This window comes from Leeia aquatica (assembly GCF_012641365.1).
Classification (GTDB): domain Bacteria; phylum Pseudomonadota; class Gammaproteobacteria; order Burkholderiales; family Leeiaceae; genus Leeia; species Leeia aquatica.
Map to the genome: position 1 here is coordinate 1,587,181 of NZ_JABAIM010000001.1, position 14,098 is coordinate 1,601,278.

The 14,098-nt window shown below is 60.7% G+C and carries 10 protein-coding genes; 7 read left to right on the top strand and 3 right to left on the bottom strand.

Annotated elements, in window-relative coordinates; translation table 11 throughout:
- Window positions 1–40: 40 nt before the first annotated feature.
- The gene (locus tag HF682_RS08195) at window positions 41–865 is read right to left on the bottom strand and encodes an inositol monophosphatase family protein (protein WP_168876688.1); all 825 of its coding nucleotides are present in this window, start codon (window positions 863–865) and stop codon (window positions 41–43) included.
- A gap of 234 nt (window positions 866–1,099) precedes the next feature.
- Between HF682_RS08195 and HF682_RS08200 the strand changes: the two genes are divergently transcribed.
- Both HF682_RS08200 and HF682_RS08205 read left to right on the top strand, forming a co-directional pair.
- Window positions 1,100–1,876 carry an RNA methyltransferase gene (locus tag HF682_RS08200; RefSeq protein ID WP_168876689.1) on the top strand — a complete coding sequence of 259 codons (777 nt, stop codon included), beginning with the start codon at window positions 1,100–1,102 and terminating at the stop codon, window positions 1,874–1,876.
- Complete coding sequence (locus HF682_RS08205) at window positions 1,860–3,644, top strand: ABC transporter ATP-binding protein/permease (protein WP_168876690.1); 1,785 nt, start codon at window positions 1,860–1,862, stop codon at window positions 3,642–3,644. Before HF682_RS08200 ends, HF682_RS08205 begins: the two co-directional genes overlap by 17 nt.
- A gap of 45 nt (window positions 3,645–3,689) precedes the next feature.
- Here HF682_RS08205 and HF682_RS08210 read toward each other — a convergent pair whose 3' ends face one another.
- The gene (locus HF682_RS08210) at window positions 3,690–4,229 is read right to left on the bottom strand and encodes a hypothetical protein (protein WP_168876691.1); all 540 of its coding nucleotides are present in this window, start codon (window positions 4,227–4,229) and stop codon (window positions 3,690–3,692) included.
- A gap of 130 nt (window positions 4,230–4,359) precedes the next feature.
- Window positions 4,360–7,494: a bifunctional proline dehydrogenase/L-glutamate gamma-semialdehyde dehydrogenase PutA gene (gene putA, locus HF682_RS08215; RefSeq protein ID WP_168876692.1), complete on the bottom strand. Its 3,135-nt coding sequence runs from the start codon at window positions 7,492–7,494 to the stop codon at window positions 4,360–4,362.
- A gap of 331 nt (window positions 7,495–7,825) precedes the next feature.
- Here putA and HF682_RS08220 point away from each other — a divergent pair, with 331 nt between their 5' ends.
- From HF682_RS08220 to gcvT, 5 genes are all read left to right on the top strand, one after another.
- Window positions 7,826–8,287: an Lrp/AsnC ligand binding domain-containing protein gene (locus tag HF682_RS08220; protein WP_168876693.1), complete on the top strand. Its 462-nt coding sequence runs from the start codon at window positions 7,826–7,828 to the stop codon at window positions 8,285–8,287.
- A gap of 85 nt (window positions 8,288–8,372) precedes the next feature.
- Window positions 8,373–9,995, top strand: a complete 1,623-nt coding sequence (locus HF682_RS08225; protein ID WP_168876694.1) for a methyl-accepting chemotaxis protein — start codon at window positions 8,373–8,375, stop codon at window positions 9,993–9,995.
- Between the two features lie 188 nt (window positions 9,996–10,183).
- Complete coding sequence (gene glyA / locus HF682_RS08230; RefSeq protein ID WP_168876695.1) at window positions 10,184–11,437, top strand: serine hydroxymethyltransferase; 1,254 nt, start codon at window positions 10,184–10,186, stop codon at window positions 11,435–11,437.
- An 18-nt stretch (window positions 11,438–11,455) separates the two neighbouring features.
- Window positions 11,456–12,856: an L-serine ammonia-lyase gene (locus tag HF682_RS08235; RefSeq protein WP_168876696.1), complete on the top strand. Its 1,401-nt coding sequence runs from the start codon at window positions 11,456–11,458 to the stop codon at window positions 12,854–12,856.
- Window positions 12,857–12,883: 27 nt separating this feature from the next.
- The gene (gene gcvT, locus HF682_RS08240) at window positions 12,884–14,008 is read left to right on the top strand and encodes a glycine cleavage system aminomethyltransferase GcvT (protein ID WP_168876697.1); all 1,125 of its coding nucleotides are present in this window, start codon (window positions 12,884–12,886) and stop codon (window positions 14,006–14,008) included.
- The last annotated feature ends 90 nt before the right edge of the window (window positions 14,009–14,098 follow it).

The window sequence follows — 14,098 nt, forward strand, 5'->3', positions numbered from 1 at the left end:
AAAGCCGGGTTACCCCGGCTTTTTTCATGCTGCGTATCGCTCAGTTGCCTGCGGCAAAGCTGTCCGGGTCTACCGGCTTCGGCAGATGCGGGGTAATCACCTGCATCATCTGACCAAACACGCGCGGGGTGCCCGCCACCACATTGCCCGACTGCATATAGTCTTCACCACCGTGGAAATCGGCCACCAGACCACCGGCTTCCTGTACCAGCAACACACCGGCGGCAATATCCCACGGCGACAGACCGTACTCCCAGAAGCCATCAAACCAGCCCGCGGCCACATGGGCGAGGTCCAGCGCGGCCGACCCCGGGCGGCGAATCGCGCGTGCCTTGGTGGTGAAATCCTTCAGCATGGCAAAGTAGCTGTCCAGATTGCTGAAATCACGATAGGGGAAACCGGTGGTCAGCAGTGCTTCGCTCAGTTGCAGGCGGCGCGAGACGCGGATACGGCGGTTGTCCAGATAGGCACCGCCACCCCGGCTGGCGGTAAACAGGTGGTTGCGGTTGGGGTCGTACACCACCGCCTGGGTGATCTGCCCCTTGTGTTGCAGGGCAATGGAGATGCAGTAGTGCGGGAAACCGTGCAGGAAGTTGGTAGTGCCATCGAGCGGGTCGATGATCCACTGGTAGTCCGACTCCCCAGTGACGCCGCTTTCCTCCGCCAGAATGGCGTGATGCGGGTAGGCATCCAGAATGGTCTCAATGATGGCAGCTTCGGCAGCACGATCCACTTCACTGACCAGATCATTCGGCTGCTTGTGTTGCACCGTCAGGGTATCCAGATTGCGGCTGGCGCGGGTAATGATGCCAGCAGCGCGACGGGCGGCCTTCACCGCCGTATTGAGCATGGGATGCGATTGCATGAGTCGGACCTGTTTTTAAAAGAAGCAAGCCCACTGTCTGGGGACAGCAGGTCGAAAAGAGCACAAGGCCAGCCCAAAGCTGGCGTAACGGCATGATTATAAACAAAAAGCCCATTTCATGCAAAATCCGGCGTGCACCCGCAGATCAAGGCGGGGGCAGGAAACCATGCTGACTGCTACAATCCGGCCCACATATGAATAAACCGGCTGCCCACCGCAGCACACTGCGATCCCATGAAATCCATCATTGCCGACCTTGACCTGCAACCCGATGCGGCCCTGACACCCATCCGCGTCGTCCTCTCCCATACCTCCCATCCCGGTAATATTGGCGCGACCGCTCGTGCCATGAAAAACATGGGGCTGAACCAGCTGGTGCTGGTCAACCCCAGGCATTTTCCCGATGATGAAGCCACCTCCCGTGCCAGCGGCGCGGTGGATGTGCTGGAGCAGGCACAGGTGGTGGATAGCCTGCAGGCAGGTTTGCAAGGAGCGACGGTCGTCGCCGCACTCACCAGCCGCCGCCGTGAGCTGGGGCCGGAGCTGGTGGACGCCCGCGAAGCCGCGCAGCGTTTGACCGTAGCCAGCCAGCGCGGCGAGACGGTGGCGTTGGTTTTTGGCAACGAAACCAACGGCCTGAGCATCGACGAGCTGCAGCAATGTAACCTGCTGGTGACGATTCCGACCAATCCGCATTATTCTTCGCTGAACCTGGCACAGGCGGTGCAAGTATTGACCTATGAGTGCCGGATGGCGGTGAACCGTTCGCTGGCCAATGTGGAAGAGCACCACCCGTTGGCCAGCCATGAGGCGGTGGAGCAGTTTTATCAGCATCTGGAAGCCGCATTGATCGACATCGGCTTCCTCAACCCGAAACACCCCAAACGGCTGATGCCGCGATTACGGCGGCTGTTTGGGCGCAAGCAACTGGAAAAAGAAGAAGTCGATATCCTGCGCGGCATTGTCCGCGCCATGCGCGAGGGAAGGGGTTCGGATGGACTGGAGCAATGAGGTCGTCAACAGCCTGATCTGGCTGGGCAAGGCGTTCGGAATCACCTTGACTGTCTTGGTGATTGTGGGTGGGCTATTGATTCAGACGACGCGCTGGGGGCGGCAGTTTTGGCGGCTCTCAGGCCAATACTTCTTGCGATACGACCTGCGCTCCCCCATTTGGCCGTTGATGTTCATCCTGTTGATCACCCTGTTCGGTGTGCGGATGGATGTACTGTTTTCTCGCTGGTACAACCAGATGTACACCTCCTTGCAGAAGCTCGATTTTGCAGCCTTCTGGTTTGCCATGATTGTGTTTTGCATTCTGGCAACAATTCATGTTGTACGGGCGTTATACATCACCTATCTTCAGCAAGCATTCTCCATCCACTGGCGGCAATGGCTGAACACACGTCTGGTCGGTGACTGGCTTGATGGGAACGCCTACTACAAGGCGGGTTTCCTACCAGATGCTTCTGACAACCCGGATCAGCGTATCCAGCAAGACATCACCGCATTTGCCACCAGCTCCTTGTCGCTGTTGATGGGCATTATTGATGCGGTTGTTTCGATGGTTGAATTTACCATTATCCTTTGGGGGTTGGCCGGAACACTGAGGCTGGCGGGTCTGGAGATACCGCATGGTTTGGTCTACGTCGCTTACGCTTATGTCATCGCGGCTACCGTATTTGCGTATTACATCGGCAGACCGTTGATCTCACTGAATTTCATCTCTGAGCAGGTAGCCGCTACCTATCGCTACGCGCTGGTCAGGCTCAAGGAGTACAGTGAAAGCATCGCTTTCTTCCGTGGCAATACGCTGGAACGTGCGATTCTTGATAATCGCTTTCTGGCCTCCATCGCCAATGCGTGGCAGCTGCTGTGGCGCAATCTGTTTCTGGATGGCTACAACCTGATCATTTCGCAAATTGCGGTCGTATTTCCACTGATCCTGCAAGCCCAGCGCTTCTTCTCCAAAGAGATTACCTTGGGTGACTTGATGCAAACCAGCCAGGCCTTTGGGCAGCTGCAAGGCAATCTTTCGTTCTTCCGTCGCAGCTTTGCAGATTTCGCTGGCTACAAAGCCACACTGGACCGGCTTACCGGCTTTGTAGACTCCAACATGGACGCACGAGCTTTGCCTATGCCCAGCATTGAAGCTCGTGCTGAACAACTGCACATCCAAAACCTGAACCTGCAATCGCCCCACCACCACCCCCTGCTCAACCAGCTCAACCTCAACCTCACCCAAGGCCAGCGCTTATTGATCCGGGGCCGTTCCGGCAGTGGCAAGACTACCTTGCTGCGGGCATTGGCCGGTTTGTGGCCGTATGCTGAGGGGGAGATTGCGCGGCCTGAGGGCAGCGCTACGCTATTCCTCTCGCAAAAGCCTTACCTGCCGATTGGTACGCTGCGCACGGCTTTGTATTACCCCGGTGAGGCGGTGGAAGGGCCGGATGCGGTCAAGGTGCTGGAGCAGGTGCAGCTGGGGCATCTGGCCGGGCGGCTGGATGAAGAGGCAGACTGGAGCCGTATCCTGTCGCTGGGTGAGCAGCAGCGGCTGGCGTTTGGCCGGGCGTTGCTGGCGCAGCCCGCTTTGCTGTTCCTTGATGAGGCCACTTCGGCCATGGATGAAGGGCTGGAGTACGCCATGTACCAGCTGCTGCGCGAGCGCTTGCCGCAGTGCATTCTGGTGAGCGTGGGCCACCGCAGTACGCTGCGGCCTTTCCACCAGCAGGAGCTGGAGTTGACCGGCGAAGGTGGCTGGCAACTGCACGCGCTGCAATAAATCTGCCGCCACAACACAACGGCCCGCTTGCGGGTCGTTGTCGTTTCAGGCGGTCAGTACATGGCGCCGGTACAATAGCTGACCATCCAGCACCCGTTCGTCCTGTGCCGGTTGCTGGCCTTTGCCGAGCACGCCCTCAAAGTCAAACTGTTCCCCGGCATGGCGTATCCAGGCGGGAATCGGCTGACCATCAAACTGGCCGACGCTGTCTGCCGCCAGCTCCACTTCGCTGCGCTGCAGGCGTTGCAGGTCAACTGTCGCTGCAGCGGGGGCGGGGGCTTGCGGCGCGGGTGCCGAGGTGGTGGCCAGCAAGTACCACATCAACAATGTGTTTGGCAGGTGCAGACGCATCACCTGTTTGTCCTGGGTGATCAGGCAGGTAACCGGGAACTCATGGCTGCACTTGGGGCAACGCGCCTTGGCGGCCACCATGGCGCGGTCGGGCAACACCCGTACCGCACCCGACATATTGGGCAATTCCACCACCTGCCCACAGCGCACGCACTGCTTGGCAAAGCGGGTGACCTGGGCCTGGTTGGCAAAACGCAACGGGAAGTAATGAGAGAGGGGATCTGGACGGCGCATAACGATATTGTACCTGCTTGGCGCGCCGAAAAAAAATGCCGGGCAAAAGCCCGGCAAAGTCCTCAACGTAGAGAAGAGCAGTGTTACACGGTTGGGCAGGCTGCCAGGCAGCCCGCCGTATGAGCTTGCATCAGCCTTCGCCGCCCATCGCCAGCAGGCTGGCGTTGCCCCCCGCAGCGGTGGTGTTGACGGAAATGGCGCGTTCGACCGAGAAGCGCAGCAGATAGTGCGGGCCACCTGCCTTGAAGCCCGTACCGGACAGGCCTTCGCCGCCAAACGGCTGAGTACCGACCACCGCGCCGATCTGGTTGCGGTTGACGTAAATATTGCCGATCTTGGCGTTCTGCTTCACCCAGTCGATATGCGCATCAATGCGGCTGTGGATGCCCAGCGTGAGGCCATAGCCGGTGGCATGGATCGCGGCCAGCACCTTGGGCAAGTCGCCCGCCTTCCAGCGGATCACATGCAGGATGGGGCCGAACACTTCACGCTCCGGCAACTGCTGCAGGCTGATCTCGAAAGCGACCGGCTGCACAAAGTTGCCACGGCCTTCCGGTGGCAGCGGTGCTGCCGCCACTTCACGCGCGGTCTGGCGCATGGTGGCAATGTAGCGGTCCAGCTCCAGCTTGGCGTTGACGTCGATCGCCGGGCCGATGTCGGTGGTAATGGAAGCTGGGTCACCCAGCTTCAGCTCGGCCATGGCACCCTTGAGCAGGCTGATAATGTTGTCGGCAATATCGTCTTGTACGAAAAGCAGGCGCAGGGCGGAGCAACGCTGACCGGCACTATTGAAGGCTGACACGATCACATCAGAGACTACCTGCTCCGGCAGGGCCGAGCTGTCCACGATCATGGCGTTCATGCCACCGGTTTCCGCGATCAGCGGCAGGATGGCACCGTCACGATTGGCGAGGCCGCGGAACAATTGCTGCGCCACTTCGGTGGAGCCGGTGAACACCACGCCGTCGATGCGCGGGTCGCCAATCACCTTGCGGCCAATGCGCGAACCGGAGCCAGGCAGGAAGTTCAGCACGCCGCCGGGCACCCCGGCTTCCAGCAGCAACTCCACCGCGCGGAAGGCCACTAGCGGGGTCTGCCCGGCTGGCTTGGCGATCACGGCGTTACCGGCGGCGATGGCCGCAGTCAGCTGACCAATGAAGATGGCCAGCGGGAAATTCCACGGGCTAACGCAGAAGAACACGCCACGGCCAGACAGCAGCAACTGGTTGTCTTCACCCGTCACCGCCGGCAGCTGGATCGGCTGGCCCATCAGGCGCTTGGCTTCATTGGCGTAGTAGCGGCAGAAATCCACCGCTTCGCGCACTTCACCCAGCGCATCGCCCATGGTCTTGCCCGCTTCACGCACCAGCATGGCAATCAGCTCGGCCTGGTGTTCTTCCATCAGGTTGGCGGCGCGATACAAGGCCGCCGCACGGGTGGTAACCGGGGTCTGGTTCCAGCCTTCAGCAGCAGCATGCGCCACCTGCAGGGCTCGCTCCATCTGCTCGTCACTGGCGTTGGTCACACTGCCGATCACTTCGGCGATGTTGGCCGGGTTGAAAGCAGCCACATTGTCGCCATGCAGGCGTTCGCCGCCAATCAGCGGGCAGGCATGCCAGCTTTGGTTCAGATATTGCTGCATTTCAGTCTGCAGACGGGTCAGCACGTCGAGGTCGGCCATGTTCAATCCCTTGGAATTCGGTCGTTCATCGCCAAAAATGGCGAGCGGCAGTGCAATCTTGCTGTGGCCGCTGAGGTCAGTTGCGGCCACTTTGGCCACGGGGTCGGCAATCACGTCTTCAATCGGCAGGTTGGCATCGCCCAGCCGGTTGACGAAGGAGCTGTTGGCGCCATTTTCCAGCAGGCGGCGCACCAGATACGGCAGCAGGGTGTGGAAGGAACCCACCGGGGCGTAGACCCGTACCGGCACCTTGCAGCGATCCATCTGCGCCCGGTGCAGCATTTCACCCATACCATGCAGGCGCTGGAATTCAAACTGGGCACCGGCAAACTCGGCCTGCGTGCCACGGGTCAATTCCAGGAAATAGGCCACGGTATGGGCGTTATGGGTGGCGAATTGCGGATAAAAGGCGGTGCCGTGCGACAAGATGCGACGGCCGCAGGCCATATAGGACACATCGGTGTGCGATTTTTTGGTGTAGACCGGGAAGCCTTCCAGCCCGCCCAGCTGAGCGCGCTTGATTTCGGCATCCCAGTACGCACCCTTCACCAGCCGGATCGGAATGGTCTTGCCATGCTGACGCGCCTGCTCAGCCAGCCAGTCGATCACCAGCGGTGCACGCTTCTGGTAAGCCTGGACCGCCAGACCCAGACCATTCCAGCCCTTGAGGCTCGGTGCCGCCAGCAGGGCGGCGAATAGTTCCAGCGACAGCTCCAGCCGGTCTGCCTCTTCCGCATCCAGCGTCAGCAGAATGTTGGCGTCACGCGCCTGCTCACACAATTGCAGCACCAGCGGCACCATCTCGGCCAGTACCCGCTCGCGTTTGGTGTAGTCGTAGCGCGGGTGCAGTGCGGAGAGCTTGACCGAAATGCTGTTGCGGCCATTGAAATCATCTTGCGGGGCGCAGGCCAGCGCCTTGATGGCGTGCTGGTAATCCCGGAAGTAGCGCTTGGCATCTTCTGCGGTAAAGGCCGCTTCGCCCAGCATGTCAAAGGAATAGCGGAATTCTGGCTGCGCTTGGGATTCCTTCAGCGCATCTTCGATGGTCTCGCCAATCACGAATTCCTTGGCGAGGATACCCATCGCAGCTTTCACCCCCTGCCGCAGGGTGACATCACCCAGCTTGGAGGTCAGCCGCGAGACGATCTGCTTGGGTTCGCTGGTCCAGTTCAGGATCTTGCCGGACAGCATCAGCCCCCAGGTGGAGGCATTCACCAGCCACGAGGTGCTGCTGCCCATGTGCTTGTCCCACTCTCCCTTGGCCAACAGGCCCCGGATCAGCTGGTCGGCCGTCTCATTATCCGGGATGCGCAGCAAGGCTTCGGCTAGGCACATCAGGATCACGCCTTCTTGCGTATCCAGACCGTATTCCTGCAAGAAGGCATCCAGCTTGGTCAGCTTGCGGGTGCGTACCGTCGACACCAGCTGCTGTGCCGTGGCCTGCACCTGTGCGCGCACTTCTGGCGACAAGGTGGCCGCTTCCAGCAAGGGTCGCAGGGCACTCGCCTCGTCCATCAAGAAACGGGGGCGGAGGTTGGCGAGGCCCGCAGCGACGGGGGGGGGTGGGGAGGGTAAGGTCGCCATTCGGTATTCCGTTTATACTTTCTACACTACCCGGCAAGCATGTCAGCTGACACGCGTTACCATCTTTAAAGGGGAGAACATGCAGCCCATGGTCTTGCCGTGTATCCCGCACCGCAGGAGGTGAAACCATCACCTCATCAGACCTTGGGTTGCCCCTGCATTCAGACCCACTGTTTCATCAAAAACCATGTTGGTCCGCGCCGTTTTCACTGACGGCGTTTTTTATTCATGATATTAGGCTTGCGGACAGACAGGGTTTTGAATAATGCCAACATAGCAGAATATAATTTGCTAAAATTCAATACCAACCGAATCATGCACGGAAGTCATCATGGCAAACCTGGACCGAACGGATCGCACCATTCTGAAACTGTTGCAGCAGGATGGCCGCATGACCAATGTGGAGCTGGCCAAACGCATCCACCTCTCCCCTGCGGCTTGCCTGGAGCGAACCAAACGCCTCCAGCAGGCGGGTTACATCCGTAAATACATGGCGGTACTGGACCCTAATCTGCTGGGGGTAGGGCTCCTGGTGTTTGTTGAAGTGGCGCTGGACCGCACCACGCCTGAGTCTTTTGCCAGCTTTAAGAGTACCGCGCAGAAGATGCCGCAGATCATGGAATGCCACATGGTCGCCGGTGGCTTTGACTATCTGATCAAGGCCCGCGTGAAGGACATGACGGAATACCGCGCTTTTCTGGATGAGTTTCTCGGCTCAGTGAAAGGCGTGCGGGAAACCCATACCTATGCTGTGATGGAAGAGGTCAAGAACACCTTGATGTTGCCGCTGTAACCCTGTCCGCTTTGTCACTGGCATTTTCCGCAGTCCCGTCTACGCTGCAGAGATACCACCCGCGTACGGGACTCAGGAGGTCAGCGTGCAACGACTCTCTATTCGCGTTCAACTCATCACCCTGGCCGTGACCGGCATCCTGGTTACAGTGCTGCTCGGCGGACTCAGCATGATGGGGAGCAGCAACCTTCACAGCCTGCTGGGCGAACTACTGGGCGGCCAGTCCATGGTCCGTCAGCAAATGGAAGCCGACATGATGCACGATGCGCTGCGGGGCGACGTGCTCAAGCTGCAACTGGATGTGGCCAGCCAGAACGCAGCAGGCATCAAGGAAGGCCAAGACGCGCTGGCCGAGCATGCCCAGCATTTCCGCGAGATGATGACCGCCAACGGCAAGCTGATCACCGATCCGGATACCCGCTCCCAGTTCAATCGCACCCTGCCCCTGGTCGAACGCTACCTCAGCACCGGGGCCAGCGTGGCCAGCAAGGCTGGACAGGGCACTGCAGCTATCCAAGGTGACCTGCCCGGCTTCTACAAGGACTTCGAGACGCTGGAAGAGGAGATGGGCAAGCTGTCCGATGCCATCCAGAATGACGCGTCCCGTATTGAAAAGGCGTCGGACCGGACAGTCGGCCAGATGCGGCTATGGGTGGCCGTGATTACCCTGGCCGCAGTCATCGGCCTGAGTGGCCTCGCTTGGCGGGTGGTGCGAACCGTCACCCTCCCGTTGTCACAGCTCACCACCGTGGCACGCCAGGTAGAACGCAGTGGCAACCTGCAGCTGCGCGTAGATTACAGCCAGTCCAATGAGCTGGGCGCGGCCATTACCGCGTTCAATCACCTGCTGGGCTCTCTGCAGATGCTGGTGCAGCAAACCCGGGACGCCAGCAATGCCATCCGGCACAACACCGACACCTTCAGCAGCGCCGCGGTGCAGGTCAACAGCAACGCCGAGGCGCAATCCGAAGCGGCTCAGCGCATGGACGCCGTGATCGACCACCTGAGCCTGTCCCTCAGCCAGATGGCGGAGGAGGCACACCATACCCTGGAGCAAGCCCGGCAAGCTGGCACTCTGGCAGAGCAAGGTGGCGGTGCCGTACATCGGGTTGCCCATGAAGTCGAGCAACTGGCCTTTGCCATGCGGGATACCTCCGCCACCATGGGCTCACTGGAGGGTGACGCACGGGAAATCGGCAACATCGTCGGCATCATCAAGGAAATCGCCGACCAGACCAATCTGCTGGCGCTCAATGCCGCCATTGAAGCGGCGCGTGCCGGGGAACAAGGGCGCGGCTTTGCCGTGGTGGCCGACGAGGTGCGAAAACTGGCTGAGCGCACGGCCAACTCGACTCACGAAATCGTCAGCGTCATCCAGAAAATTCAGCACACCATTGAACAAGCGGTGAGCAGCATCAACCATGGCGTGCATCAAGTCACGCTCAGTACCGAGCTGACCCGTGATGCGGGCAACACGGTGAGCGGCATTCAGCAGCAAAGCAGCACCACCGAAGCCCGCATGCAACACTTGAACAGTGCGCTGCAGACGGAAAGCCAGAATAGCCAGCAGCTGGCACAACAAGTGGATCATGTGTCGCGCATGGCGGATGAAACGCGTCGGGCGGCCAACCTGACCGAGCACAGTGCTCGGGAACTGGTGCAGCTGTCCAATCAACTGGAAGCGGCGTTACAGCGTTTCCAGACCTGAGGTGCGGGCCGGCTTGCCCGGCCCCGCTTCATTTGCGCAGCAAATCAAAACATAACAACTATCAATTTCACAAATCCAGCTTCACCCCCTACCATGCGATCAGACTGGCCGCCCCCATACACCCCACGGCCAGCTTCACCAACCGCTCAAGGTTGGCATTGATCCCATAACAAGAACTGGATGAGACCATGTGGAACCCCGCAACGGTAGCGGACTTTGACCCGGAGCTGTGGTCAGCGGTCAGCGCTGAGACCACCCGGCAAGAAGACCATATCGAACTGATTGCCTCCGAGAACTACACCAGTCCGCGCGTGATGGCCATGCAAGGTACGGTGCTGACCAACAAGTACGCCGAGGGCTATCCCGGCAAGCGTTACTACGGCGGTTGCGAGCATGTCGATGTGGTGGAGACACTGGCCATCGAGCGCGCCAAGCAGCTGTTCGGAGCCGACTACGCCAATGTGCAGCCGCACTCCGGCTCACAGGCCAATGCCGCCGTCTACATGGCACTGCTGAACCCCGGCGACACCATTCTGGGCATGAGCCTGGCCCACGGTGGTCACCTGACCCACGGCGCCAAGGTCAACTTCTCTGGCAAGATATACAACGCCGTGCAGTACGGGCTGGACCCGCAGACCGGCGAAATCGACTATGCGCAGGTGGCGGCACTGGCACAGGAACATCGCCCGAAGATGATCGTGGCCGGTTTCTCGGCCTACTCTCGTGTGGTGGACTGGGCACGCTTCCGCCAGATTGCCGATAGCGTAGGTGCGCTGTTGTTTGTGGACATGGCCCATGTGGCCGGACTGGTAGCAGCAGGGGTCTATCCGAACCCGGTACCGCACGCGGACATCGTCACCACCACCACCCACAAGACCCTGCGTGGTCCGCGCGGTGGCCTGATTCTGGCCCGCAGCAACCCCGATCTGGAGAAAAAGCTGCAGTCCATGGTGTTCCCCGGCATTCAAGGCGGCCCGCTGATGCACGTGATTGCCGCCAAAGCGGTTGCCTTCAAGGAGGCGCTGGATCCCGAGTTTCGCAGCTATCAGGAACAAGTGGTAGCGAATGCCCGTGCAATGGCGCACACTTTCATTCAGCGTGGCTATGAGGTGGTGTCCGGCGGCACCGACAATCACCTGTTCCTGGTCAGCCTGATCAAGCACGGCCTGACCGGCAAGGCGGCCGATGCGGCCTTTGGTGCAGCCCACATCACCGTGAACAAGAACGCGGTGCCGAATGATCCACAGTCGCCTTTCGTCACCAGCGGCGTCCGCATCGGCACCCCGGCACTGACCACCCGTGGCATGAAAACGTCGGAATCCGAACAGCTGGCCCACTGGATGTGCGACATTCTGGACGATCTGGACAATCCCGCCGTGATCGACCGTGTTCGCCAGCAGGTGCAGCAACTCTGCGCCCGGTTCCCGGTCTATCTCGGCTGACCTTACACGGAGTGCGTCATGGCCATCAGCGTATTTGACCTGTTCAAGATCGGCATCGGTCCCAGTTCTTCCCACACCGTCGGCCCGATGCGGGCGGCGTGGCGCTTTGTCAGCGTATTGCAGGAAGACGGTCTGCTGGACACCGTGCACAGCATCAAGGCCGAGCTGTACGGTTCGCTGGGTGCAACTGGCAAGGGCCACGGCTCCGATACCGCTGTGCTGCTCGGACTGGAAGGCGACCTGCCGGATCAGGTGGATGTAGAGAGCATTCCTGCCAAGCTGGAGCGCATCCGCAGCGAAGACACCGTGAAGCTGATGGGGACGCACACCATCCGCTTTGTGGAAAAGGAACACCTGATCCTCTACAAGCGGCAAAGCCTGCCCTACCACCCGAACGGCATGCGCTTTGCAGCGTATGACGCAGCAGGTGAACTGATTCGCGCCAAGATCTACTACTCGGTGGGTGGCGGCTTTGTGGTCAACGAGGAAAATGCGGGCAAGGATTTGCTGAAGGCGGACGATACCCGCCTGCCCTATCCGTTCAAGTCCGGCGACGAGCTGCTGCAATTGTGCCGGACGCATGGCCTGCGCATCTCCGACATCATGCTGGCCAATGAGCAGGTCTGGCGCAGCGAAGCCGAGGTACGCAGCGGCCTGCTGCAAATCTGGAATGTGATGCAGGAGTGCGTACGTCGCGGTTGCGAAACCGAGGGCATCCTGCCCGGTGGCATGAAGGTGAAGCGCCGCGCCGCTGACCTGAAGCGCCAGCTCTGCAACAAGCCGGAGCAGGCGATGCAGGACCCGCTGACGGTGATGGACTGGGTGAACCTGTACGCGCTGGCGGTCAACGAAGAAAATGCGGCCGGTGGTCGTGTGGTCACGGCACCGACCAATGGCGCAGCCGGGATCATCCCGGCGGTGATGCATTACTATCACCGCTTTGTGCCGGGCGCCAACGACGACGGCATTGTCCGCTTCCTGCTCACCGCCGGAGCCATCGGCATCCTGTACAAGGAGAATGCCTCCATCTCTGGCGCAGAGGTTGGCTGCCAGGGCGAAGTCGGTTCAGCCTGCTCCATGGCGGCAGGCGCACTGGCCGAGGTGCTGGGCGGCACACCGGAACAAGCTGAAAATGCCGCCGAGATCGGCATGGAGCACAACCTGGGCCTGACCTGTGACCCGGTGGGTGGTCTGGTGCAAGTGCCGTGCATCGAGCGCAATGCCATGGCCTCGATCAAGGCCATCAACGCCGCCCGCATGGCTTTGCGCGGTGACGGCAAGCATTTTGTATCGCTGGACCGCGTGATCAAGACCATGCGCGATACCGGCGCCGACATGAAACTGAAATACAAGGAAACCGCCCGCGGCGGCCTCGCCATCAACGTCATCGAAGTGCCGGTGAACGTGATCGAGTGCTGACGGGCCTCACTACCCCAAGGAGCCATGATGAGTGACACCCCCCTGCTGACCACTGCCCTCAACGACCTGCATCTGGAGCTCGGCGCCAAGATGGTGCCGTTTGCCGGTTATGCCATGCCGGTGCAGTACCCGATGGGCGTGCTGAAAGAGCACCTGCACACCCGTGAGCAAGCCGGTCTGTTTGACGTGTCGCACATGGGCCAGCTGAAGCTGTTTGGTGCGGACGCAGCGGCCGCGCTGGAAACGCTGGTGCCGGTGGACGTGATCGACCTGCAGCCGGGCCAACAGCGCTATGCCCTGTTCACCGATGAGCAAGGTGGCATTCTGGACGACCTGATGATCACCAACGCCGGAGATCATCTGTACGTGGTGGTGAACGCGGGCTGCAAGGTGCAGGATACCGCCCACCTGCGTGAACGCATCGGCTCGCGTTGCGACATCGTGGAGCTGTCCGAGCACGCGCTGCTGGCGCTGCAAGGCCCGCAGGCCGCGACCGCGCTGGCCCGCCTGCTGCCTGAGGTGGACTTCAAGAGCTGGGTGTTCATGACCGCCCGCAGCATCACGCTGGCCGGGGTGGAGTGCTTCGCCACCCGCTCCGGTTACACGGGTGAAGACGGCTTTGAAATCTCGGTACCGAACGCCAAGGCGGTCGAGGTAGCCCGTCTGCTGCTGGCACAGCCGGAAGTGGCCCCGATCGGGCTGGGCGCGCGCGATTCGCTGCGTCTGGAAGCCGGGCTGTGCCTGTACGGTCACGACATCGACACTCAGACCACACCGGTGGAAGGCAGCCTGCTGTGGGCGATGCAAAAGGTGCGCCGCACCGGTGGTGCCCGTGCCGGCGGCTTCCCCGGCGCTGATCGCATCCTGCAGCAGATCGAGCAAGGTGCCAGCAAGAAGCGCGTAGGTCTGCTGGGCCTGGAAAAAACCCCGGTGCGCGAAGGTGCCGAACTGGTAGACGCGGAAGGCCGCGTGATCGGCAAGGTGACTTCCGGTGGCTTCGGCCCCTCGCTGGGCGGCGTGATGGCGCTGGCCTACGTGGAAACCGCGTTTGCTGCCGCAGACACCCCGGTGTTTGCGCTGGTGCGCGGCAAGCGGGTACCGATGAAGGTCGCCAAGACCCCGTTCGTACCGCAGCGCTACTATCGCGGCTAAGTACCCTGCCCGCCTTGGCATGCCGCAGCATGCCAAGGTGGGTCTTGCTGTTCATTCCCCCTCATTCCCGTTACCATCAGGGCAGTCATC